At 42.2% G+C, this 24,507-nt stretch carries 19 protein-coding genes; 6 read left to right on the top strand and 13 right to left on the bottom strand.

Annotation, left to right across the window (positions count from 1 at the left end):
- The 7 genes from ABJF92_RS13815 to wecA form a co-directional block, all read right to left on the bottom strand.
- On the bottom strand, window positions 1-867 hold the full coding sequence (locus tag ABJF92_RS13815; protein WP_446816369.1) for an NAD-dependent epimerase/dehydratase family protein: 867 nt from the start codon (window positions 865-867) through the stop codon (window positions 1-3).
- 2 nt (window positions 868-869) lie between these two features.
- Window positions 870-2,036: a nucleotide sugar dehydrogenase gene (locus ABJF92_RS13820; protein ID WP_446816370.1), complete on the bottom strand. Its 1,167-nt coding sequence runs from the start codon at window positions 2,034-2,036 to the stop codon at window positions 870-872.
- 40 nt (window positions 2,037-2,076) lie between these two features.
- Window positions 2,077-3,465 (bottom strand): flippase, encoded by a 1,389-nt coding sequence (locus tag ABJF92_RS13825; RefSeq protein WP_446816371.1) that lies wholly within the window; start codon window positions 3,463-3,465, stop codon window positions 2,077-2,079.
- Window positions 3,465-4,430 carry a GDP-L-fucose synthase gene (gene fcl, locus ABJF92_RS13830; protein WP_446816372.1) on the bottom strand — a complete coding sequence of 322 codons (966 nt, stop codon included), beginning with the start codon at window positions 4,428-4,430 and terminating at the stop codon, window positions 3,465-3,467. Before fcl ends, ABJF92_RS13825 begins: the two co-directional genes overlap by 1 nt.
- A gap of 14 nt (window positions 4,431-4,444) precedes the next feature.
- On the bottom strand, window positions 4,445-5,584 hold the full coding sequence (gene gmd / locus ABJF92_RS13835) for a GDP-mannose 4,6-dehydratase (protein WP_446816373.1): 1,140 nt from the start codon (window positions 5,582-5,584) through the stop codon (window positions 4,445-4,447).
- A gap of 24 nt (window positions 5,585-5,608) precedes the next feature.
- Window positions 5,609-5,929, bottom strand: a complete 321-nt coding sequence (locus ABJF92_RS13840; RefSeq protein ID WP_446816374.1) for a MarR family EPS-associated transcriptional regulator — start codon at window positions 5,927-5,929, stop codon at window positions 5,609-5,611.
- Window positions 5,930-6,440: 511 nt separating this feature from the next.
- Complete coding sequence (gene wecA / locus ABJF92_RS13845) at window positions 6,441-7,484, bottom strand: UDP-N-acetylglucosamine--undecaprenyl-phosphate N-acetylglucosaminephosphotransferase (protein WP_446816375.1); 1,044 nt, start codon at window positions 7,482-7,484, stop codon at window positions 6,441-6,443.
- Window positions 7,485-7,759: 275 nt separating this feature from the next.
- On the opposite strand from wecA, the gene ABJF92_RS13850 reads away from it, so the two are divergent.
- From ABJF92_RS13850 to ABJF92_RS13870, 5 genes are all read left to right on the top strand, one after another.
- A complete protein-coding gene (locus ABJF92_RS13850) occupies window positions 7,760-9,202 on the top strand; it encodes an MBL fold metallo-hydrolase RNA specificity domain-containing protein (protein WP_446816376.1) in 1,443 nt (480 codons plus the stop codon).
- A gap of 149 nt (window positions 9,203-9,351) precedes the next feature.
- The gene (locus tag ABJF92_RS13855; RefSeq protein WP_446816377.1) at window positions 9,352-11,220 is read left to right on the top strand and encodes a DUF294 nucleotidyltransferase-like domain-containing protein; all 1,869 of its coding nucleotides are present in this window, start codon (window positions 9,352-9,354) and stop codon (window positions 11,218-11,220) included.
- 5 nt (window positions 11,221-11,225) lie between these two features.
- Window positions 11,226-11,942, top strand: coding sequence for a 3'-5' exonuclease (locus ABJF92_RS13860; RefSeq protein ID WP_446816378.1), 717 nt, complete (start codon window positions 11,226-11,228; stop codon window positions 11,940-11,942).
- Between the two features lie 336 nt (window positions 11,943-12,278).
- Window positions 12,279-13,298, top strand: coding sequence for a UDP-glucose 4-epimerase GalE (gene galE, locus ABJF92_RS13865; RefSeq protein ID WP_446816379.1), 1,020 nt, complete (start codon window positions 12,279-12,281; stop codon window positions 13,296-13,298).
- A gap of 127 nt (window positions 13,299-13,425) precedes the next feature.
- Entirely contained in the window at window positions 13,426-14,253 is an 828-nt protein-coding gene (locus ABJF92_RS13870) for a 5'-nucleotidase, lipoprotein e(P4) family (RefSeq protein WP_446816380.1), read from the top strand.
- Window positions 14,254-14,477: 224 nt separating this feature from the next.
- Here ABJF92_RS13870 and glmS read toward each other — a convergent pair whose 3' ends face one another.
- The 3 genes from glmS to ABJF92_RS13885 all read right to left on the bottom strand — a co-directional run bounded on the left by glmS (window position 14,478) and on the right by ABJF92_RS13885 (window position 18,503).
- Window positions 14,478-16,304, bottom strand: a complete 1,827-nt coding sequence (glmS, locus tag ABJF92_RS13875) for a glutamine--fructose-6-phosphate transaminase (isomerizing) (protein ID WP_446816381.1) — start codon at window positions 16,302-16,304, stop codon at window positions 14,478-14,480.
- Window positions 16,305-16,372: 68 nt separating this feature from the next.
- Window positions 16,373-17,734: a bifunctional UDP-N-acetylglucosamine diphosphorylase/glucosamine-1-phosphate N-acetyltransferase GlmU gene (glmU, locus tag ABJF92_RS13880; RefSeq protein ID WP_446816382.1), complete on the bottom strand. Its 1,362-nt coding sequence runs from the start codon at window positions 17,732-17,734 to the stop codon at window positions 16,373-16,375.
- 316 nt (window positions 17,735-18,050) lie between these two features.
- The gene (locus ABJF92_RS13885) at window positions 18,051-18,503 is read right to left on the bottom strand and encodes an REP-associated tyrosine transposase (RefSeq protein WP_446816383.1); all 453 of its coding nucleotides are present in this window, start codon (window positions 18,501-18,503) and stop codon (window positions 18,051-18,053) included.
- Window positions 18,504-18,863: 360 nt separating this feature from the next.
- Here ABJF92_RS13885 and ABJF92_RS13890 point away from each other — a divergent pair, with 360 nt between their 5' ends.
- Entirely contained in the window at window positions 18,864-19,454 is a 591-nt protein-coding gene (locus ABJF92_RS13890) for an FMN-dependent NADH-azoreductase (protein WP_446816384.1), read from the top strand.
- Window positions 19,455-19,562: 108 nt separating this feature from the next.
- On the opposite strand, the gene ABJF92_RS13895 is transcribed toward ABJF92_RS13890, so the two are convergent.
- The 3 genes from ABJF92_RS13895 to ABJF92_RS13905 all read right to left on the bottom strand — a co-directional run bounded on the left by ABJF92_RS13895 (window position 19,563) and on the right by ABJF92_RS13905 (window position 24,365).
- The gene (locus ABJF92_RS13895) at window positions 19,563-20,459 is read right to left on the bottom strand and encodes a LysR family transcriptional regulator (RefSeq protein ID WP_446816385.1); all 897 of its coding nucleotides are present in this window, start codon (window positions 20,457-20,459) and stop codon (window positions 19,563-19,565) included.
- 734 nt (window positions 20,460-21,193) lie between these two features.
- Window positions 21,194-21,646 carry an REP-associated tyrosine transposase gene (locus tag ABJF92_RS13900; protein ID WP_446816386.1) on the bottom strand — a complete coding sequence of 151 codons (453 nt, stop codon included), beginning with the start codon at window positions 21,644-21,646 and terminating at the stop codon, window positions 21,194-21,196.
- A 559-nt stretch (window positions 21,647-22,205) separates the two neighbouring features.
- Complete coding sequence (locus ABJF92_RS13905; protein WP_446816387.1) at window positions 22,206-24,365, bottom strand: Tex family protein; 2,160 nt, start codon at window positions 24,363-24,365, stop codon at window positions 22,206-22,208.
- Window positions 24,366-24,507: the final 142 nt, after the last annotated feature.

A 24,507-nucleotide genomic window follows, 5' to 3' on the forward strand; every position in this document is an offset into this window, starting at 1 on the left:
TTATTTCCAGTCATTCAATCTAAGAGATTCAATATAATCTGTGAGTTTACGCTTAGAAGTCCAGCCTAATGCTTTTGTTTTGTCCGCAATAACATCTGCAGCCATTCTGTTTCCCTTGCGTTCAGGAAGCATTTCAATATGCCCGCCGAACATATTAGCAACATCTATAATACTAAAACCATCTTCACAGCCAATACCAAACTCATCACCATAGCCGCATTCTCCCACCAATACCAAACCATCAATTATGTCATCAATATGAGTAAAATTACGTCTTTGAGTGCCAGGACTTACTACTGCCAGAGGCTCTCCCTTTTTCATTTTTTCTTTAAAAAGTGCTATTAATGTAGCATACCTGCCAGTTTGAATTTCACGTTCACCATAAACGTTATAAAAATAAGTAATTGCATAAGGTACATTGAACCAATTGGCATAATTCATAACTAATTCTGTATTTGTCGCTTTTGTCCAAGCATAAGGAGATGCACTACGCCCAAGCCCACCGTCACCAAACTTGGTACTACTACCAGCATACAAAATCTTACAACCGGCCTTTCGGACAAACTCTAATACGGCAAAAGTGCCTTCTTTGTTGTATTTCCATACCTTCTCAATATCATCGAAGCTCTGCTCTACACGCGAATATTCACCAAGGTGATATACCATGTCAGGCTTAAAGTCGACAAGATTTTCAATGTCTTTCGTTTCACCACGAATATAAGTCACACCAGCCACATGATTTCCCTCACTTCCTGTAAAGTAATTATCTAGTGAGTACACATCATACCCCATTTTAACTAAGCGCTCACATAAGTGGCTTCCTACGAATCCAGCACCGCCTGTCACTAATAATTGTTTATCTCTCATCTTTAATCCTTAGCAAAAAGGTCACGTGTGTACACTTTTTCTACTACACTTAGTAATTCATTGCTCATTCTATTGGCAATAATGACATCACTCTCTTCTTTAAATTGATCTAAAGATTTAAACACTTTAGCATCATGAAATTCGGAGCCTTGGAACTCAGGTTCATAAATTACCAACTCAATACCTTTACTTTGCAAACGGTACATTATTCCCTGTATGGCACTGGCGCGGAAGTTATCAGAATCGATTTTCATAATTAAACGATAAACACCTACTATTTTAGGCTGTTTATTAAGAACTTGATGCTCAATAAAATCCATACGTGTATCGTTTGATTTGACAATTGCACCAATCAATGATTGAGGCACCATATCAAAATTAGCCAGCAGCTGCTTCGTATCTTTTGGTAAACAGTAACCACCATATCCAAAAGATGGGTTGTTATAATGCCCACCAATTCGAGGGTCTAGACTAATACCCTCTATAATTTGTTGTGGCTCTAAACCATGTACTTCGGCGTATGTATCTAACTCATTGATGAAAGCTACACGCATAGCCAAATAGGTATTAGCGAACAGTTTTACTGCTTCAGCTTCTGTTGCGTTTGTAAGCAACACAGGAATATCTTTTTTAATCGCTCCATCAACAAGCAGGTCTGCAAAAATTCTCGCTCGTTCAGAAACTTCTCCAACGATAATACGAGAAGGGTATAGATTGTCATAAAGTGCCTTACCTTCTCGAAGGAACTCGGGCGAGAAAATAATATTATCAACGCAAAACTTAGTTTTTACCTTCTCTACATAACCAACAGGAACAGTCGATTTAATAACCATCATAGCTTTAGGGTTAATCGATAACACATCCTCAATAACTGACTCTATCGACTTAGTATTAAAGTATTGGGTTTCACTATCATAATCCGTTGGTGTAGCAATAATGACATAATCTGCACCTTGGTATGCTAGATGTTTATCTAACGTGGCAACCAAATTTAAGGGTTTATTTTCAAGAAAATCTTGAATTTCAGCATCGTGAACTGGGGATTGCCTATTGTTCAAAAGTGTTATTTTTTCAGGAATCACATCCAAAGCAATAACTTCATGACTCTGCGCCAAAAGCACAGCAAGAGATAAGCCAACATAACCCGTACCAGCAACTACGATTTTCATTTAATCTCCAAAAATTTAAGACTTTATTCGTATAAAAAGTTTAAAAACAATCCCACGGCATAAAAATGGATTTAGTTTTGATTATTAGTTGGGATTTTAATCGTGCATCAAAAAAATCGTACACATAATTCGCTACAAACTGAGAAATTAAAGTTGCTACTGCAGCACCTAAAACGCCATACATTGGTATCAAGAAAAAATTCAATATTATATTGATAATTGCACCTAACAAGGTTCTTTGAAAAGCGAGCTTAGACAGATTCTCAGAGAGTAAATATTTAGAAAATGGCACCCCTAAAAAAACAAATATGGCTGCCCATATATGAATACTAAGCACTAAACCTGCTTCTAAATAAGCACTACCAAAAAGACAAACAATCAGCCAATCAGCTATAAAAGTTATTGGGGTCGCTATGGCTATTGCCACCCAAACCATAAAAGTATAAAGTTGCTGTAGTCTCTTTTTGTAATGTCTTTCACCTTGTTTTTTTGCCTTAATTATTGCGGGAAACAATGATGTAGAAATTATCATAGGAATAAAATAAAAAACTTCACTTAATCGAACTGCTGAAGAGTATATACCTACGTCATACTCTCCCAGCATTTCCTTAATCATAATCTGATCAATCCGCATATAGATAGTCACAACGATAGAAGAAAAAATTAGTGGCCATGAATCTTTTAATAAAAGCCTAGCAATACTAACGTCAAATTCTTTATAAAAAGATTTTTTTTCTTTTAGTCTATAAACAATAAAATAACTGACCGCCAATGTCATTACATCAAATGTTGCAACAAATACGAACCAAATCAATTCTGCTTTTGCAAGGACTAAATAGATTTTAACTAACGATGAAAGTACCAGCTGTATAATTTTACAAATAGAAACTACCTTCGCTAGTACCTGCGATTGAAAGTAAAATTCAATAACCTCAAAACTTTGAAAAACTAACCCCATCACTATAATGAAAATAAAAACATTCGTTTCAACATCATTAGAAGTAAATGGTACAATTAGGGTCACCACTCCGATTACCAAAATAGCCCCAATTACTTTTAACCAAAAAGCGGTACCAAGATACACATCATATTTTTCGGGGAAATTAACAAGCTCCCTCACCATTATTCCGTCCAGCCCAAGCTTAGCGACACCTGAAAAAATCGCAGTAAAAGCCAGGGTATAACTGAAAACCCCAAATTGCTCCGGCCCCAAATAACGAGCAACCCAAAACGCTACAAATAGACCAGCAATCATACGTAAAAATTGCTCAGCCATCATCCAACTTGTATTTTTCAAATATTTCAAAAAACCTTGATGTTCCTTTAACGTCAACACTCTGACTAACATTTCCTTTAAAATCATAGTCTTGGTTTTATTTACCTTATGAAAATAACCAATTATTTGTTTTGATATTTTACTTAACCACATCAAACTCTAAATTTCATTTGGTTATCTAGGAACCACTGATAACTTTCCCTTAAGCCTTCATGTAAGTCTATATTAGCCCTCCAACCTAACCGAGCTAGCCTCTCAATATTCATCAATTTCCTCGATGCACCATCAGGCTTGGATGAATCAAACTTAACCTCCCCTTGGTAACCTACCACTTTAACAACTGCCTCAGTCAATTCTTTAATCGTACAATCAACACCACTTCCTACGTTAATATGACTTAACATTGGTTCGGTGTTGTCGTCATAAATATTCTTATCAAGACTCATTACATGGATACAAGCTTCAGCCATATCATCTACGTATAAAAACTCACGCATCGGCTTGCCACTACCCCATGCAATAACCTCTTCGTCACCGCTTATTTTTGCTTCATGAAAGCGACGGATTAACGCCGGTATTACATGGCTATTTTCGGGATGAAAATTGTCATTGGGACCATATAGATTGGTTGGCATCACACTGCGGTAGTCTCGGCCGTATTGGCGGTTATAGCTTTCACATAGCTTAATACCTGCAATTTTTGCAATTGCATAGGGCTCGTTCGTTGGCTCTAACGTTTCAGTTAGCAAGGCATCTTCGCGCATCGGCTGCTCAGCAAGTTTAGGGTAAATACAAGAAGACCCTAAAAAAAGAAGCTTCTGTACATTGTTCTTATGAGCTGCATGAATAATGTTAGCCTCTATCATGAGATTGTCGTAAATAAACTCGGCGGGGTATGTATTATTCGCATGTATGCCACCTACTTTTGCTGCGGCTAGATACACTTGATTAATTGCTTGCTCAGCAAAGAAGTCTTGCACTGCTTGCTGATTCGTCAAATCTAACTCTCTTCTTGAGCGTAAAATCAACTCAACAGACGGATCTATTTCTAGCTGCCTAACAATTGCAGACCCCACCATGCCGTTATGACCAGCCACATAAATGCGTTGCTTCTTCATAGATCTAATCACCTTTAAGCATTCTCAATCGATACAGACACATCAAAGCCATGCTTTTTTAACAATGCATGCTGTTTAGCTTTTTGCAGGTCATTGGCAACCATTTCTGAGCACATTTCTTCTACCGTAATCTGTGGTGTCCAACCTAGCTTTTCTTTTGCTTTTGATGGATCACCAAGCAATGTTTCCACCTCAGCTGGGCGGAAGTAACGTGGATCTACTCGAACTATGACATCACCAACACTTAAAGCTGGGGCATTGTTACCTTGAATAGATTTTACTGTTCCAATCTCTTCGAGACCGCCCCCAGTAAACTCAAGCTCGACTCCTAGCTCTTTAGCAGACAATTTGACAAACTCTCGTACACTAATTTGCTTACCAGTGGCAATAACAAAGTCATCGGCGACTTCTTGTTGAAGCATCATCCACTGCATTCGCACATAATCTTTAGCATGGCCCCAGTCTCGAAGCGCATCCATGTTACCAAGATATAAACAAGGCTCTAGCCCTTGTGAAATGTTCGCTAAAGCCCTAGTGATTTTGCGTGTCACAAATGTCTCGCCACGACGGGGCGACTCATGGTTAAACAAAATACCATTACAGGCATACATTCCATAGGACTCGCGGTAATTCACAACTATCCAATAGGCGTACATTTTAGCAACAGCATATGGTGAGCGTGGGTGGAATGGCGTGGTTTCTTTTTGCGGAATTTCTTGTACTTCACCATACAACTCGGAAGTAGACGCTTGGTAAAACTTAGTTGTCTTCTCTAAGCCCAAAAAGCGAATTGCTTCTAATAACCGTAAGGTGCCAATTGCATCGACATCCGCAGTGTACTCAGGTGACTCAAAAGATACAGCCACATGAGACTGAGCTCCCAGATTATAAACTTCGTCAGGTTGAATATCTTTAATAATACGAGTGAGGTTTGATGAGTCTGTCAGGTCACCATAGTGAAGGAAAAAGCTTTGGTCTTTCTCATGGTTATCTTGATAAATATGATCAACTCGTTCTGTATTTAAAGACGAGGCTCGGCGCTTTATACCATGAACTTCATAACCCTTTTCCAATAGAAACTCCGCTAAATAAGAGCCATCTTGTCCAGTTACACCTGTAATTAAAGCTTTTTTCTTTTCTGTATTTTTTAACATTTCCATACCTTTTAATAGCAATCTCTAAAGCGAAGCATCTTTACGCAGCTGTTCAATTTCTTTTTCAAGTGCCTCGTACTCTTTAAGCTTCCTCTGCAGAAAACTATGAGTTAAAGTGATTTTGTCCTCAACCCCCTTTGGGGTTAATAAATATAAATAGCCAGTTTTATTAGGACTTTTTTGAAAATTCTCAGCTTTGATTAGCCCCTTATCAATAAGAGCCCGAACACAGAAATTCACCTTACCAAGGCTAATATTTAGCTCCAAGGCTATCTTTCTCTGACTTAGGTGAGGCTGAGCCTCTAGAAGTTTCAATATTTTCAGTCTATTTTCTTCGGTTAACATACTTTAGGGGGGATGCAATATTCCTATCGGTAAGAGGTAGTCATCCATCAGCGTTCAACTGTTGAACAATAATAAACGAGCCAAAATAAATAAGCAAAGAAGAAGGACGTTTTTCCACTTTCTCACTCACTCCTATAGTTATTTCACAACCAACTAACACAAGGAATGGGCTTCCTAGTTTATGCTAACCATATAACACCACGTTGTAATACTATGTGTAACAGGTTTTTACCATGGGTTGTTTATTGATGACGATCATTCCCTCTTAATAGGCTGAGCTTTTTCTTGAAGCCGAGGTTTCAAGTCAAGGGGGCAAACACTTAGAGATTGGGTTTGAGCTTTTTTGTGTACAAGCTCTATTCAACAGTCGTGTACGCATCGAGCGCGCTAGGCGCTTGCCTTATCTTTTGCCTAACCTTTGAAGGGGCAATTTACTGCTCTAAGCCCTGCCCACAGCTACTGCCCTTGGTTATAGAAGATTAACTAAAAGTCAGCGTGACTTATAGCTACATTATCGGTTTGACTGTTTTTTAGAAATATAATTCAGAAATAAGCAGTACAATAAAAAACACGTTACAAACAAATAAAACATAATGTATTCAGGTACGTTTAACATCTCTGATAAAACGCCAGCCGCTGCGAAAGCCGTGGAAATCATGGTGATTACAATAAGTATTTGTGTATTATTTAAGCCTAACCGCTGAAAAATATGGTGCAAATGCTCTCGATCTGGTTTAAAAGGTGAATACCCTTTTTGAATACGGCGAATCATAATTGCCGCCATGTCCATTAATGGGACAGCAATTAACCAAAGCGCTGTCACTGGCCTTAATGGTGGTGAAGTCTCATTTTGGCTAGACTGCAGTAAAAACCAAATCACAGTAAATCCGATTAACATGCTGCCAGCATCCCCCATAAACACTTTTCGCTTTTTCCCAAATACACCTAGGTTTAATAAGATGTAAGGTAAAGTAATTGTTACGATGACCATGCAGAGATAAGCAATATTAAATTGGCCATCTTGGATCAACAAAATAGCTAAGCCGCTGAACGTGACGATAGATAGAAACCCAAGCAGCCCATCTATGCCATCTACCATGTTAAAGGCGTTAATCGACGCAATTACTGCTACAACGGTTATTGCATAACCAAACCAACCAAAGGTGACTATCTCTCCTGAGCCAATAATATCACCCACAGTTCTTAGCTCTATTCCCCCAACAACAATCATAAGCACAGACAAAACTGCCTGAATAGCAAAGCGTAACTTGTAACTCACATCAAACTTATCATCCAAGGCACCTACGAAGGTTAAAATAGATATACAGATTGCGTATAAAAAAGCGTTTGGGAGAATATTTTGATTATTAAATAAAAAGTAAAGCAGTGAGATACAAATGCTGATTCCACCAACAAGAGGAATAGTGCCATTATGCAGTTTGCGGGCATTTGGTTTATCAACTAAGCCCACTTTCTTAGCAAACTTCCGCATAACAAAGAGCGTGGCAAGAGAAAAGAAAAACAAGAACAGCAAATCTATAAATGGAATCAGCACTTAGCACCTTTAGACTTCTGGAGGCGAAGATATCCCGTTGCACCTGCAATTAGGGAAGTTAATTAAGTAAGTGATGCTAACACATTTTTTGAAATGTCATAACTTTGCAAAGTTTTCAATACTAGATCCTTCTTACGCAGGCAACTAAGCCTCATTTTTAGCTGTTACACTCAAAATAAGCAAAACAGAACCAGTCCGAAAAAGAGCTATTAACTTATCTACCCTCAAAATTCATCTACACTTCATTTGAAAAGCAACTGTATAAAGGAGTAGGCATGCTAATCGTAAAACACCACGGAGCGGTGCAAGGGGTAACGGGCTCGTGCCATGAGTTGTTTATTGATGACGACCATTCCATTCTTATAGATTGCGGGCTTTTTCAAGGAGCCGAAGTCTCAGGCAAAGGCGCTAGCAGTAAGCATTTAGCCATAGAGTTCGACATAAGATACGTGCAAGCACTGTTCATCACTCATGTGCATATTGATCATGTTGGGCGCTTGCCCTACTTATTAGCGGCAGGTTTTGAAGGGCCGATTTATTGCTCTAATCCCAGTGCAGAGTTACTGCCTTTAGTGATTGAGGATGCCCTAAAGGTTGGCGTCACTCGTAATGCCAGCATTATAAAAGCCTGCTTACAGCGTTTAGCCTCACAGCTACTTCCTATTGAATATGGTGAATGGCAGTGCATACCGCTTCCGAATAAAGCCACTAGCACAGTCAAACTAAAATTAGGCCAAGCAGGGCATATTTTAGGTTCAGCCTATGGTGTGTTTCGTGTTAGCAATGACGAACTCAAAGCACAAGGTAAACGCGATCATGATGTGCTGTTTTCAGGGGATTTAGGCGCGCCCTACTCGCCTTTGCTTTGCTCGCCAAAGCCGCCCTATCGGGCCGATCAATTAGTAATAGAGAGCACTTATGGGGATAAAAATCATGAGAATAGGTCGACCAGACGACACAAGTTACAAAAGACCATTGAACATGCATTGCAAGATTCCGCTACTGTGCTGATTCCCTCCTTTAGCATTGGTCGTACTCAAGAGCTGCTTTATGAGCTTGAGCATATTATTCACCTGAACCAAAACAAAGCTATCAGCCGAACTCGATCAGGCAAAAACCTGAACTGGCAAGATATCGACATCATCATAGATTCGCCTTTGGCCAGTCGCTTCACTAGCGTTTACCAGTCTTTAGCTCAGTATTGGGATAAAGAAGCCAAACGCCGGGTTCGCTCAGGACGGCATCCATTAGACTTTGCGCAAGTAACGACCATTGATAGCCATCAAGAGCACTTACAAACCGTGGCTTACCTTCAGCGCCAAACCCGTCCAGCAATAGTTATTGCCGCCTCAGGTATGTGTGCAGGGGGACGTATCGTTAATTATCTTAAAGCTCTTATTGGGGATAGTAGGAACGACATTCTTTTCGTGGGTTATCAGGCCGCTGGCACGCCCGGCAGAGATATATTGCGTTACCACAGCAAGCCAAACGGTTATGTGATGTTTGACGATCAAGCCTATGAAATAAACGCCAACGTTCAGCAGATTAGCGGCTATTCAGCCCATGCAGGGCAAAGAGATTTATTAAATTTCATAAAACGCATGCGAGTGAAGCCGCAAAGGATTCATATCGTCCATGGAGATGAGCAGGCCAAGCGAACGTTACAGGCGTTAATTCATCAAGAATTCGATGGTATTGATGCAATTATTCCGTCGTGAAAAATTTGAATTATGATTTGTCGGCCTGAAGGCCGACCCACGAGTGCTGGGCTAGATTTGGGTTGGCTGTTTTTGGTGAATCCGCTATATTGTATTACAAATAAAAATACTAACATTGCGAATACATCATTACTCTTTAGGGACGCCCAATGGTTCAATCATTATTGCCTAATATCCTCGAATTTATCTCTCATATTGACCCTTTTGACAAGCTCCCTCCTGAATTACAGCGCCAGCTAGCAGGCTGCGTCAGCATTACCTATTTAAGCCGTGGCGAGCAGATTGACTTCCACCCGGATGATACACGCCGTTTTCTATACGTTATTCGAACCGGAGTCATGGAGCAGCGCAAAGCCAATGGTGTGTTGCGCGCCAAGCTAGGTCCACAAGATTTATTTGGGTTCACCTTCTTAGAAGATAAAGCCGGAGGCGAAAATGAGTACAGTGTCGCCATTGCGGCAGAATCGACTCTTCTGTATCTAATTCCTCACACTGACTTACATGCCTTATTAAAAGAGCACCCACAATATGCAGAACATTTTGCCTCTCAAGCTCAGATACGCTTACAAAACGCTTTAAATGTCGTCTGGTCCGACAATGATAAAGGCATTTTTGTAAAAAAAGTCTCCGAGGTGGCCACCAGTTTTCCTGCGGTTGTCACATCCGATATGACCATCAAACAAGTCGCCCACGAGATGCGAAACGTGCTGCGCATTTCTACAGCAGTAGTGAAAAACAAGGGCAGAATTGTCGGCGTTATTACTGACCGAGACATGACCAAACGCGTCATCGCCGATGGCGTGAGTACCGACAATCCCATTAGTGAAGTCATGACAAAATTCCCACTCACTATTGGCCCTAACGATTTGGTACTCACCGCTGCGGCTCTAATGATGCAAAACAACATCCGCAGTTTACCCGTGGTGAGTGGCCATAAGGTTCATGGTCTACTGACCACCACACACATGGTGCAGAAAAACCGTATCCAAGCGATTTTCTTAATCGACACCATCAAACACACCAACACGATCAAAGGTCTTGCGGATTTAACCCAAGAACGTCAAGCAATTTTTGAAGCCATGGTCGAAGGCAAGGTGAGCTCTGAAATCATCGGCCAAGTCATGGCGATGATATACGACGCCTACAATCGTCGGTTAATACAGATCGCAGAAGACAAATTTGGCAAAGCGCCCTGTAAGTTTGCCTGGATCGTGGCCGGGTCTCATGCTCGAAATGAAGTACACATATCTTCCGACCAAGACAGTGCCTTGATCGTTGAGGACAATGCCACAGAAGAAGACATGAAGTATTTCAAACGCATGGCCAACTTTGTGTGTGGTTCACTAGGCCAGTGCGGCTTTATGCTCTGCCCCGGTAATTTTATGGCGGCTAATCCAAAATGGCTACAAAAACTGAGTACTTGGAAGCGCTACTACACAAAATGGGTCACGGTGCCAGACCATGAAACCCTACTTAATACCAGCGTATTCTTAGAAACCCGTAGCATTTACGGTGAAGCAGAATTTAACGACAAACTGCAGAAGCACTTATATAAGCTCATAGGGCAAAATCGTAATTTCTTATCCACCTTAATTAGCGATGCCGTTTCGGTGAATCCCCCCCTAGGTATTTTTAACAGCTTGGTATTAGAAAAGGGTGGCGAAAACAGCAACACACTCAACATTAAGCGCTATGCCATCACCCTAGTGGTTGATCTTGCACGTATTTATGGCTTGTCTGTCGACTGTACGTCTACCAACACGGAAGAGCGTTTCAAACAGGCTTTCAAAAAAGGGGTGTTAAGCGAAGACGCTTTTAAGAATATTACTGGAGCCTATCGTTTCATCAACCAATTACGCTTTCTCCACCAGCTAGAAGCCTTAAAAAATGGCGAAGTGGCGGGCAATAACATTGATCCACATTTCTTTGGTAGCTTCGAACGAGCTCATCTTAAAGACGCTTTTCGAATCATTTCGAACCTGCAAGATGCAGCCAAACTTAAGTTCAGTGGAGTATAAATGCCGTGAAGCGCCTATTGAATCGATTTCACCCCATCACTCAATTAGAAAAAAAACGCTTAGCTCGACTAGCGGAAGGCAACTTGCCTGAGCACATAGCCGATTTACTCAGTAAACCTTACCCGTCACCTGAAGCTAAGTTAAAAGATTTAGAATTCTTGGTGTTTGACTTAGAAACCACAGGGCTAGACCCAAAGACGGATAGAATATTGAGCATTGGTTACTTGTCCATCAAAGAAATGCGGGTAGACATTAGCACATCGGTGCACACCTACGTGCAGGCTGATAAATACGTCAAAGCAGAAGCCGCAGTCATTAACCACATAGTGCCGGAAATGCTCTCCTCTGGTCAGCCCTTTGATGACGCAATGGAGGCCCTGTTTCGCGCCATGAAAGGCAAGATACTCATTGCCCATGGCACAGTGGTTGAAAAAAATTTTATTGATGCCTACGTGAAACGCCGCTATGGATTACCGCCATTACCATTGATCTGGCTCGACACTCTAGTGATTGAGAAATCCTTGCTACGCAATAAAAACGATGCCGCCAGTGGCGATTTTCAATTAGCCTCGGTTCGTGAGCGTCATAAACTCCCGCCCTACCTAGCCCACAATGCATTATCAGACTCTATTGCCACAGGTGAATTGTTTCTCGTGCTTACCAAAATCATTTACGGCAAAACGCAGGCGGTATTAAGCGGCGTGTATAAACCGATTCATTAAATTCAATACCTTTTCCCTCTAAAGATGGTATCTACATATAGGGGCGAAAATTATGCAATACGGGTACCGTCCCTCGTAGGTGCGGCTTTAGCCGCAGGCGGAAATGATGTTGCCAAACAGGGTAACATTATTTCCTAGGGCTTTAATTTAGGCACCCTTCCCCCTAAAGGGGGACCTACAAAAGGACGCGGCAATGATGTTGCCAAACAGGGCAACATCATTGCCTAGTGCTTAATTAGCTGTTCACAAAGCTTCACTCAAAACCAAACAAAAATAGTTACTCGAATCTAGCATTTATTGCATGGTATTATGCCCACATCTATAAGGAGTCATACGATGCAAACAATCCTAGTTACAGGCGGCACCGGCTATATTGGTAGCCATACTTGTGTAGAACTATTAGAGAAAAATTACAATGTTATTGTCGTTGATAACTTATGTAATTCGAGTCAAGAGTCTTTAGCACGGGTAAAAGCAATCACAGGAAAAAATACTGTTTTTTACAATACCGACCTTTTGGATAAATTAGGTTTGGAAAAAATCTTTGCTAACCATAAAATCGACGCTGTGATCCACTTTGCAGGATTGAAAGCAGTTGGTGAATCAACACAAATTCCTTTAACGTATTACCATAACAACCTAACTGGCACCTTGATATTGCTAGAGGTCATGCAAAAAGCCAATGTATTTAATTTAGTCTTTAGCTCATCCGCTACGGTATATGGAGATATCAACACATCACCTTATACCGAAGACTCTTTACTTTCTGCTACTAACCCATATGGGCAGACAAAAGTCATAACGGAGCAATTTCTACAAGATGCTTACAAAGCGGATAACCGCTGGAATATTTCCCTTTTACGTTACTTTAATCCCGTCGGTGCACATAAAAGTGGACTCATTGGTGAAGACCCTAATGACATACCAAATAACTTGATGCCCTACGTATCCCAGGTTGCCGTTGGGAAATTAGAAAAGCTGAGAGTTTTCGGTGATGATTACGATACAGTAGACGGTACTGGCGTTCGTGATTACATCCATGTCGTTGATTTAGCGTTTGGACACATTAAAGCAATAGAAAAACTTGAGAATCAACCGACAACCTCCATTGAAGCTTACAATCTTGGTACAGGTCGAGGCTCTAGCGTTTTAGAAGTGATCAATGCATTCGAAAAGGCCTGTAAAAAAACAATCCCGTACGAAATTGTCGCGCGCCGCAGTGGTGATTTAGCAACCGCTTATGCCAACCCAAGCAAGGCAAAAGACCAATTAGGGTGGGAAGCTAGCCAAACATTAGAAGATATGTGCTTAGATGCATGGAATTGGCAGATAAAAAACCCGAATGGGTACAACTAGCAACGCTTTAGGCTGAAGTCACTTCGTGATTTCTGATCATGCCTCACACTTATTATCGGTCGTATCTCTTACGGTTTTATACGCGTCACATTTTACAAACTAATTTCCATACAATAGGAGTTCTGCAATGCTTCGTTCCTCTCTTCGCACTCTTACATTATCCGCCGTGTTTCTAGCGGGTAGCTTTTCCTTATCTGTACAGGCTCATGAAGCCGAGTACACCTATAAAGATTTAAATGAGCAATCCGTTCTCGCCGCAACGTGGATGCAAGCATCTGGCGAGTTTAAGGCCTTGTCTTACCAAGCCTTTAACCTTGCAAAAATACAGTTCGATACTTTTTCCAACTCTTACACAGGCAATAAAAAAATTGCCGTGGTTGTCGATGCTGATGAAGCCGTTATCGACAACAGCGCTTACCAAACATGGCTAATCGGTAAAGACTTCGGCTACTCCAGCAAAACGTGGGCGAAGTGGATGGAAGCAAGTGAAGCCAAAGCCATGCCCGGCGCAAAAGACTTCCTAAACTACGTGGCAGACAATGGTGGCGAAGTATTCTACGTAACGAACCGCAAAATTGTTGGTTTAGAAGGCACTCGCAAGAACCTAATCGAACTTGGTTTTCCAAACGTTGACGATGCGCACCTGATGCTAAGAACCTCTACCAGCAACAAAGAACCTCGCCGTGAAACCATTGCTGAAAACTATGACATTGCCTTATTTGTCGGTGATAATCTAAATGACTTCTCAAGCGACTTCCACGTAAAAACTCTCGAACAAAGCTACGCTGCGGTTGAGAAAAACAAAGACTTGTTTGGTACAAAATTTATCGTACTACCAAACCCATCTTATGGTGACTGGGAAGGCAAAGTGTACCAAGGAAACTGGGGCGCGACGGCTGCTGAAAAATCTCAAATGCGTAAAGATGTCCTGAATAATTGGGAACCCAAAAAATAACAGAGTCGAGTTCCATAGTCGGCCAGAAGGTCGACTATGGAACATACTTTATAGCGACTCGGAATGGTTCTGTTCAATTTGTCGGCATAAATGCCGACCTACGGCACGAAACACTGCCCTCGTAGGTCAGCCTTCAGGCTGACGCGGAATACCATGAATGTAAAAATGTTCATGGATTCATACGAATCAATTGTCGGCCTGAAGGCCGACCCACAAATGTTGGCTTATTCGACCGTTACGGACTTTGCTAGGTTTCTCGGTTGGTCTACATCGGTACCTTTCACCACGGCAACATGGTAAGAAAGTAGCTGTAGTGGAATGGTGTGTACGATAGGCTCAAGAATGCTTTCGACCTTAGGCACTTCTGTGAAGGTAATATGTTCTTCATTATCCAGCTGGGTGTCTTTGTCCGCGAAGACATACAATTCGCCACCACGAGCCGCCACTTCCTGCAGGTTGGATTTTAATTTATCCAACATGTCGTTATGAGGCACCATGGTGATGATCGGCATGCTTTCATCTACCAGTGCTAGCGGACCGTGTTTAAGCTCTCCCGCTGGGTAGGCTTCGGCATGAATGTAAGAGATCTCTTTCAATTTCAAGGAGCCTTCTAGGGCAATCGGGAACATAGCACCGCGACCTAGGAACAAGGCATTATGCTTATTCGCAAAACGATCAGCCAACTTCTTAATGTGCCCATCCTGCCTTAAAGCAGCATCCACATGAGCCGGTAGCGAACGCATCGCTTGTACTAGCTCTTTTTCTCGCTCTGCAGACAAGCCGTTTTCAACCGCTATTGCCACACTGGTAATCAATAACGCCGTCAATTGGGTGGTAAAGGCTTTGGTCGATGCTACGCCAATTTCAGTACCCGCATTGGTTAGCAGAGTAAGTGCTGACTCACGCACTAGAGTGCTGGATGGGACGTTACAGATAGCCAAGGTGGTCAAGTAACCAAGCTTTTTAGCCATGCGCAATGCCGCTAGGGTATCCGCTGTTTCCCCTGATTGAGATAGGGTTAAAAACAAGGTGTTTTTCGGCACAGCTACCTTACGGTAACGATACTCACTGGCGACCTCCACAGTACAGGGTAAGCCCGCTAAATCTTCAAGCCAATATTTCGCCACCATGCCAGCGTGGTAACTGGTACCACAAGCCACGATATGTATGTTTTCTACGTCTTTTAGGAACTGTGAATCAGCCCCAAAGCAACTGGTCAGTACTTTGGTCTCACTAATACGACCTTCAAGACACGCACTGATCACACTTGGCTGCTCGTAGATTTCTTTCATCATGTAGTGACGATATTCGCCTTTATCTGTGGCATCTACGTTGTGATTAAACACACTGATTGGACGCTCTTGAACCTCGCCATTTATGTCATAAATCACGACGGCATCACGGCTCACATCGACTACGTCTCCCTCCTCAAGGAAAATAAACTGGTCTGTTACATGCAAAAGTGCTAACTGATCGGAGGCGACAAAATTCTCTTCGATGCCAACGCCCACCACCAGTGGGCTACCTTTACGAGCGGCGATAAAACGCTCGTTGTCATCTTTTTGCACCACGCCAATGGCAAATGCACCTTCGAGCTTCAATAAGCTGGCTTGCACAGCTTTAAATAGATCTGGCTCGCTTTGCAGCGTATCGTGAATTAGGTGAACAATGACTTCTGTGTCGGTTTCTGACTTGAACTCATAACCCTTAGCTTGTAATTCACGACGTAATAGTTCGTGATTCTCAATGATGCCATTGTGCACCAAGGCTAGGTCATCACCAGAAAAGTGCGGGTGAGCATTAGCTTCCGTTGGTTTGCCATGGGTGGCCCAGCGAGTGTGAGCAATACCTATTTTGCCATCCAGCGGTTGTTCGGCGAACTTATCTTTAAGCGCTTGCACCTTGCCCACAGCACGGTGTGCAAATACGCCAGTTTCATTGTTAATCGCTACACCAGCAGAGTCATAACCACGGTATTCTAGGCGGCTCAGTCCTTCCACTAATATTTTTGCTACATTACGACGCGCTATGGCACCTACTATTCCACACATATCTCTTCCCTCTGCCTATGTCGACGCTTTCGCCACACAGCCTTATAAATCTTTAACGTTAAATCAGGTTATTTTTTGGTTGGGCGTGGCCAGTTGTCTTTATTGGCTTGGCGGGCCCGGGCAAAGGCTAGCTGTTTCTCACCCACGGCTTTAGTGATGGTCGAGCCTGCCGCAATGGTTGCCCCCTCGGCCACTTGTACTGGCGCCACCAAAGAAGTGTTCGAACCAATAAAAACGTTATCGGCCACCTGGGTAAGATGTTTATTTACCCCATCGTAATTACAGGTAATGGTGCCGGCGCCCACATTCACATGAGCGCCCATTTCCGTATCACCAATGTAACTTAAATGGTTTACCTTACTGCCCTCGCCGATAATGGCTTTTTTCGTCTCAACAAAATTGCCAATTTTGGCTTTATTTGCTAGCTCAGTGCCGGGGCGTAAACGGGCAAATGGCCCTATGTCACAACCCTCACCTACACGGCTATCATCGATTAGGCTATTGCTCTTAATAATTGTGTTATCACCAACAGTACAATCTTTAAGGTGGCAGTTAGCACCGACTTGTACGCCATCGCCCAACACGACTTTGCCTTCAAAAATGCAGTTAACATCGATTACTACGTCCAGCCCTGTTGTCAGCTCTCCGCGCACATCAATACGAGCAGGGTCTAATAGGGTTGCGCCATTGGTCATCAAGCCAATGGCCTGCTGCGACTGAAGTTCACGCTCTAAAGCTGCCAATTGCACACGGTCGTTCACACCAGCCACTTCTGCTTCGTTTTCAGGTTGTACCGTTACAATTTCGACACCCGCTTGAGCTGCCATGGCAATAATATCCGTCAGATAATATTCCCCTTGGGCATTGTCATTGGATAGAGCGGCCAACCAGTCTTGCAGGTGCTCGTTCGGTGCTAACAATATTCCGGTATTCACTTCTTGGATTGCTAGTTGTTTCGGCGAGGCATCTTTTTGCTCGACAATCGCTTCCACCTGCCCCTGTGCATTTCGCACAATACGGCCGTAGCCAGTTGGATTAGTAAGGGAAATTGTGAGCAATACCAAGGTATTTGGTGTCGATAAAGCCATCATCTTTTCAAGTGTGGCCTGACGTATAAGCGGTACATCACCATAAAGCGTTAGTGTTGCACCGGTAGGTTGTAAGCTCGGCGCGACACGACGTAGTGCATCACCCGTGCCTTGCGGGTCATTTTGCCACACTACATTGGCAGAAAAATCTTGACAAGCGGTAGCAACTTGCTCGCCCTGATGGCCAACAATTAGGTGTAAATTAGCACCAGACAAAGCATTAGCGGTTCTCAATACTCGACGCACCATGGCCTCGCCCGCGATTTTGTGCAGCACTTTTGAAAAAGCCGATTTCATGCGGCTACCCTTGCCTGCCGCCAGAATTACAACATCTTGATTCATTCGCCATCCTTGAATGTGGAATTTTAGGTAATAAATTGATTGTGTTAATTAGACCGCGTTAGTCAAAAGTGAACAAGTTAAATTGTCACAAAAAAAATGACAAAAAAAATATAATGCAAGGTCGGTATCTATACCGACAATTGATACGCATGAACCCATGAACATATTTACGCTTATGATATTCCACGTCAGATCGTAGGTCGGCATTTATGCCGACGGATGATTCGCGTGTGAATCAATAAACATTTTTACGTTCATGATATTCCTCGTCAGCCTGAAGGCAGACCTACGATGGGATTCAAAAGTGCGGCATTGGTTATAGATATATTGAATCCCAAAATGGGTATTGTTTTAGACTAACCACGAGTTCTTTACGTATTGGGTTTAATACAATATATCTCGCCACTGCCTTCCTATCTTCTTCGACTCTTAACGCTCGGTCAAAGAAGTTTGGCTGCCACAGCCTGCCGGTACGATTTAATTGCTTATTAATAATTCGTGAACTGCTCCCTTTCAATGCTCCCACAACCTTGGCGAGATCATGCTCTTTTGTGTTTAAACGTAGTAGTCCATGAAAGTGATCTGGCATTAATACCCAAGTAAGCCAGTTACAGTTAAACGCATTCTCGTTGATAGCAATTTGCCTACAAAAAGTCACTGCTAGATCGTATTCCAAAAAATATCGTTCTCTCTTATCTGTGGTAAAAGTAATAAAATACTCTCCATTGCAAGTTGAACTTCTTCCTATTTTAAGTCTATTCCATGACATAACGCCTCCTAGTTACTTTTTAGTCCCCCCTCCTCTTGAGGTTAAATTTATTTCATTTAGGTAAACGTAATTGTTCGTAATATTTTAGGAAAAAGGGTTAAAAATAAATACATTGGCAGGGTGTTTCTGTTCAAATCGGACCGTAGGTCGGCATTTATGCCGACGGGTGATTCACGTGTGAATCAATAAAAATTTTTACGTTCATGATATTCCGCGTCAGCCTAAAGGCAGACCAACGAGGTCTACTCATTGGTTTTATATCTATTTAGTTGATCATTTGTATAGATTTTTTGCGTTTTTATATCATTTTTGTTGATACTACTATGTTGCTATTGATTCATTAATTAAAAAGGATGACACATGGCTACTCTACTTCGTATCGATTCTAGTGCCGCTGGCGAACAATCTAAATCTCGTCAATTGGCCGATGTTTTTATCAGTAAATGGTTAGCAGACAACCTGAATGGCAAGGTGTTAAAGCGAGATGTAAACGCCCAACCGTTACCACACTTCACTAGCCAGACATTAGCGGCATTATTTACCTCTGAAGAAGAACGTTCAGCGGAGCAACAAGCGATTGTGGCGGTCGGTGAAGAATTAATTGAAGAGTTAGAAAAAGTAGATGTGCTGGTCATTTCGGCCCCTATTTATAACTTCAGCATACCTTCTACTCTAAAGGCTTACTTTGACCATATCTCTCGCGCAGGACGGACTTTTAAATATACGGAAACAGGCCCAGTAGGCTTACTAGACAAAGATGCTTATGTATTCACTGCGAGTGGCAGCTTTTTAGAAGGCACACCAGTTGACCATCAGCTACCGTATATTAAGACTTTCCTAAACTTCCTGGGGATAAAAGTACAGAATGTCGCTACAGCAGGCGGCCAATCAATGGGCGAGCCTGGCACAGAAGCCTTTAATAAAGCGAAGGATCAAATCTCAGCCTGGTAAATTATTCAGCTATCAAGCTGAATAAGGTTGCATTAACATTGCAAACCCTCATCCACCAAGCAAGTCGCCTCCAAGGATGGTGGCGACTTTTATTTCTTAATTGAGGCCTTAGCTTGGGCACTTCCGACATTCAACTTGTAACAACTCTACCAGCAATCGAGCCGCTGGCCCGGTTCTTTCACCCTTGCCTAGAATCGCATACACTTGAATGCGCTTTTCGGAACCAGACACTAATGGTAAAGGTTTTAAAACACCTTTTTCTAAAGCTTCGCCAATATCCGCTTTTGGCAGCCAAGCAAAACCAATCCCGCTTTCGACAATTTCTAAGGCGGACTGCACACTGGAAACCGTCCAACGGCGATTACTGCCAAGCCAGCCAGCATCCAGAGAGATTTCAACGGCCGAATCCCGTATAACTAACTGTAATTCGCGACTTAAACGCTCATTATCAATCGGAGTATTCTCTTGAAGTAGCTCATGCCCAGTACCTGCTACAGCAACCAGCTCAACCGCGACAATAGGGTCTGCCAAATAGCCTTTCGGCACAATTGAACACAAAACGATGTCTGGGTGACCATTTTTTAGCGCTTCAACACCGCCGCTTAATACCATCTCTTTGAGTTGTACCAAGGTTCCTTGGCTCTGAGGCTCGAACATCTTTAAGGCTCGCAGTAATGCTGGCGTTGGGAATATCTGATCGACCACCACTTCTAACTCTGGCTCCCAACCCTTGCCCAAAGTATGCGCCAACTCTTCCAGCTCAACCGCTTCTTTTATCAAGTGTCGAGAACGCCTCAGCAACACTTCACCACGTTCGGTAAGCTGGGCTTTACGACCTTCTATCGACAGCAGAGGGTAACCCAACTGTTCTTGCAATTTAGATACGGTATAACTGACGGATGATTGGCTCTTATGCAATGCATCGGCTGCTTGGGCAAAGCCTCCACGGTCGATAACCGCTTGTAGCACACGCCATTGCTCTAAAGTGACTCTTGGGGATTTCACTAGGGATTCCTTAGGAAATTAACATCTCATAGACATATCGTATTTTTAGATTATTTGAGCGAAAAAGCCACCATTCACATCGAATTAATGGTTATTTTTATAGATACTATCGGGGAAGCGGAAGCCATGCTATCAAGCAGAATTACATTATTGCTTAGGGTTTGAATTCAGGGATATTTCCCCCTAAAGGGGGACCTACAAAATCTGCCTCATTTATATTGTTGCTCCATTGTAGGTACCGCTTTAGCGGGACACGGAAATCATGCTACCCAACAGAATCACATTATTGCCTAAAGGTTGAATTCCGGCACTTTTCCCCCTAAAGGAGGACCTACAAAATCTACCTCATTTATATTGATGCTCCATTGTAGGTACCGCTTTAGCGGAACACGGAAATCATGTGACCAATCGGAATTTCATCATTGCCTAGGATTTGAATTCAGGCACTTTTCCTCCTAAAGGGGGACCTACGTTTGGGACACGGAAATCATGCTATCAAGCAGGATTACATCATTGCCTAGGGTTTAAATTTAGGGATATTTCCCCCTAAAAGGGGACCTACAAAATCTGCCTCATTTATATTGATGCCCCACTGTAGGTACCGCTTTAGCGGGACACGGAGATCATGCTACCAAGCAGAATTACATGATTACCTTGGATTTGAATTCAGGCACTTTCCCCCTAAAGGGGGGCCTACGCTTGGAACGCCTGAAATAATCTAAGTTATTTTATATTTATAAATACACCGAGTCCCAAAACGGGTATTGTTTTACGCTTGCCACCAAACCTTTTCGAACTGGGTTGGCCACGATATACCTTGCGACCTTTACTCTATCATCCTCCGCTCTTAACGCCCTATCGTAGAATGATTTTTGCCAAAACTTTCCACTTTTATTTAGTTTCCTATTAAGCGCTAATGCACTATTACCCTTTAATATAGCAACCACTTTCGCAAGCTCCATAGAGGAAGAGTTTAGCCTTAATAATCCATGAAAATGATCTGGCATAAGCATCCAAGTTAACCATTCGCAATTGCATGTCTTTTCATGACCCGCGAGCTGACGACAAAACAGCATTGCTAGTTCATAGTCATGAAAATAGTTAATACGGGATTGAGTGTTGAAGGTAATGAAATATTCGCCATGAAAAGTCGTATGACGACCAATTCTAAGGTTCGTCCAAGGCATATAGGCCTCGCTGTACAAGAAAGATTAGGTATTCTAGAAAGGAAAAGAAGCGACAGAGCCTCCATCCTGGAGGCTAAGGCATCCGTGCCCTCTGTCTGATTTAAATTTACTCTAAGATTGCCTGATTAAATGTAAGGAATGGTAAAACTTTCGGTGCATATTTGCTGCTGAGTTTTCATTTGATCACACACATACGAATGTCATTTACAGAAACATCAATTTTACTTGATGGGATCGTTCATCCGTAACTTATTGTGATAATTCTCCGTTGTTTTCATAAGAGCCATCTTTTGTAGAAACCGTTTCAGCAGAAAGCCGAGATCATGCGGCTAAACTGTGCCACTACACATTGCTTAGGGTTTGAATACAGGCACTTTCCCCCTAAAGGGGGACCTACGCTTGGGACACGGAAATCATGCTACCAAGCCGAATTACATCATTGCCTAGAGTTTGAATTCAGGCACTTTCCCCCTAAAAGGGGGACCTACATTGGGACGCGGAGATCATGAATTCAAAAAGAACTATTATCATCCGATGCTTCCATAGGATACTTGTATCTCTATAGACCATTTGCTTTAAGGGCGATGCGCTTACGCTGAACATCTACTTCTAATACAGAAACTTTGACAACCTGTCCTACTCGCACGATATCTCTTGGGTCTTTGACAAAGCGATTTGCAAGTTGAGATATATGGATGAGTCCATCTTGATGAACACCTAGGTCAACAAAGGCACCAAAAGCGGCTACGTTGGTGACTACGCCTTCTAATTCCATATCTGGTTGCAGGTCTTCGATCGACTGAACTTGCTGGTCGAAAGAAGCATAGTGGAACTCAGGTCGTGGGTCTCTTCCTGGTTTAGCGAGTTCATCGAGTATGTCCTGATACGTAAAAAACCCTTCACTGGCTAATTCTGGCATTTGTTGTTTAAGCTGGGCAATAGCCGAAGCATTCGCCAATAGTTGCTTACTTTGCATCCCCAGACGAGCTGCCATCGATTTCACTAACTCATAGGATTCTGGGTGTACTCCAGATTGATCTAGGACTTCTTTACCATTCAGAATTCGTAGAAAGCCCGCGCATTGTTCAAAACACTTTTCACCAATACCTTTTACTTTTAACAGCTCTCGACGTGACTCGATACGGCCTTTTTGTTGCCGATAATCCAATATATTCTGCGCTAGTCGCTCACTTAACCCAGACACATAAGACAGTAATGAAGCGGATGCGAGGTTTAAGTCTACTCCTACACTGTTAACACAATCTTCTACCACATTGCTTAGGGCTTGACTTAAATTCGACGCTTTTACATCGTGTTGATATTGTCCTACACCTATCGCTTGTGGGTCGATTTTAACCAGCTCAGCCAAAGGGTCTTGAAACCGTCGAGCTATTGAGACAGCGCCTCGTATGGTGACATCGAGTTCTGGAAATTCTTCGATAGCTACTGGTGACGCCGAGTACACAGAGGCGCCCGCTTCACTAACCACTACCGCTTGGCAATTTAAATCACCTTGTTTAATCACGTCTCGCAGGAGTTTCTCGCTTTCTCTCGAAGCGGTTCCATTTCCGATAGCAGCCCAACGAACTTGATGGCGCTGAATAAGTTGCTTTAATATTTCACTGGCTTCATTGAAACGGTTTTGCGGAGGGTGAGGATAAATTACTTTATGATCCAGCAGATTACCTTGTGCATCAATCACTGCTAATTTAACGCCATTACGAAAGCCAGGATCCACACCAATGACCCGATAAGCTCCTGCGGGAGCCGCCATTAACAAATCCTTTAGATTGTCGCTAAAAACCTTAATCGCGCCCTCTTCAGCTCTTTCTTTTAGCAGGGCGAGTACATCTGCTTCTAATTTAGCGTGCAATTTACTCTTCCAAGCATTATCCAAGAATTTTTTCTGCAGGTTACTAAGCGGCTTAGCGTCATAGCCTCGCTGTAAAATAGTATTTAAACTTGGTAGATAAAGTGCACTAGGAAACACGTCATTATTCGGCAAGGATATTACAAGTTTTAGTAAGTTTTCTTTTTTCCCTCTAAACAGAGCCAATAAACGATGCGGAGGAATTTTGCTCACTTTTTCATCAAATTCGAAGTAATCTCTAAACTTCTCAGCGGCACTGCTTTTCCCTCTTAATACTCGACTGGATATATGCCCCTGTTTTAAAAATAACTCTCTGCCATGCTTTAAAACTTCACTGTCTTCTAACAACGCCTGCGTGTAAATAGACTCAACGCCTTCTAAAGCCGACTCTGCATTTATCTTAATATTTTTTCGCTGACACCACTGGGCAATTGACACTGGATGTGGCGAGGTTTCTCCGAACCAGACTTCAATAGCCAAAGGCTGTAAACCGTTCTTAATGGCCTCATCCGCTTTATTTTTACGTGTTTTTTTATAAGGTGAATAAAGGTCTTCTAGCTCTACTTTCGAGATTGCATGACGAACTTTTTGCTTAACGTCAATTGGTACATTATCTATGACGTCTAATTGGCCTAATATTGTTACTTTACGCTTCTCTAGCTCTGTCAGATATTGCCAGCGTTCATGAAATAAACGTAAATCTAAATCACTCATCCCTCCACTGCTTTCTTTTCGATAACGAGCAATGAAAGGCACTGTAGCGCCATCTTCGAATAAGGATATAATGTTATCTACATACTTTTTTAATATATCAAACTCTTCACTAAGGCTTTTTGATATTGAAACCATAAATTACTTATTCCTTACACTTTCACTCTGTTTTTTATCACTATTTTATTAGCATGTTATGATTTTTTTTATTAGAATCACAAGCTAAGACATTAAGTGTTTTTCTATTCTTTGATCTTTCTAAACTTTTTAAACTGTTCGA

The sequence above is a fragment of the Marinomonas sp. genome, from assembly GCF_039940335.1.
GTDB lineage: Bacteria > Pseudomonadota > Gammaproteobacteria > Pseudomonadales > Marinomonadaceae > Marinomonas.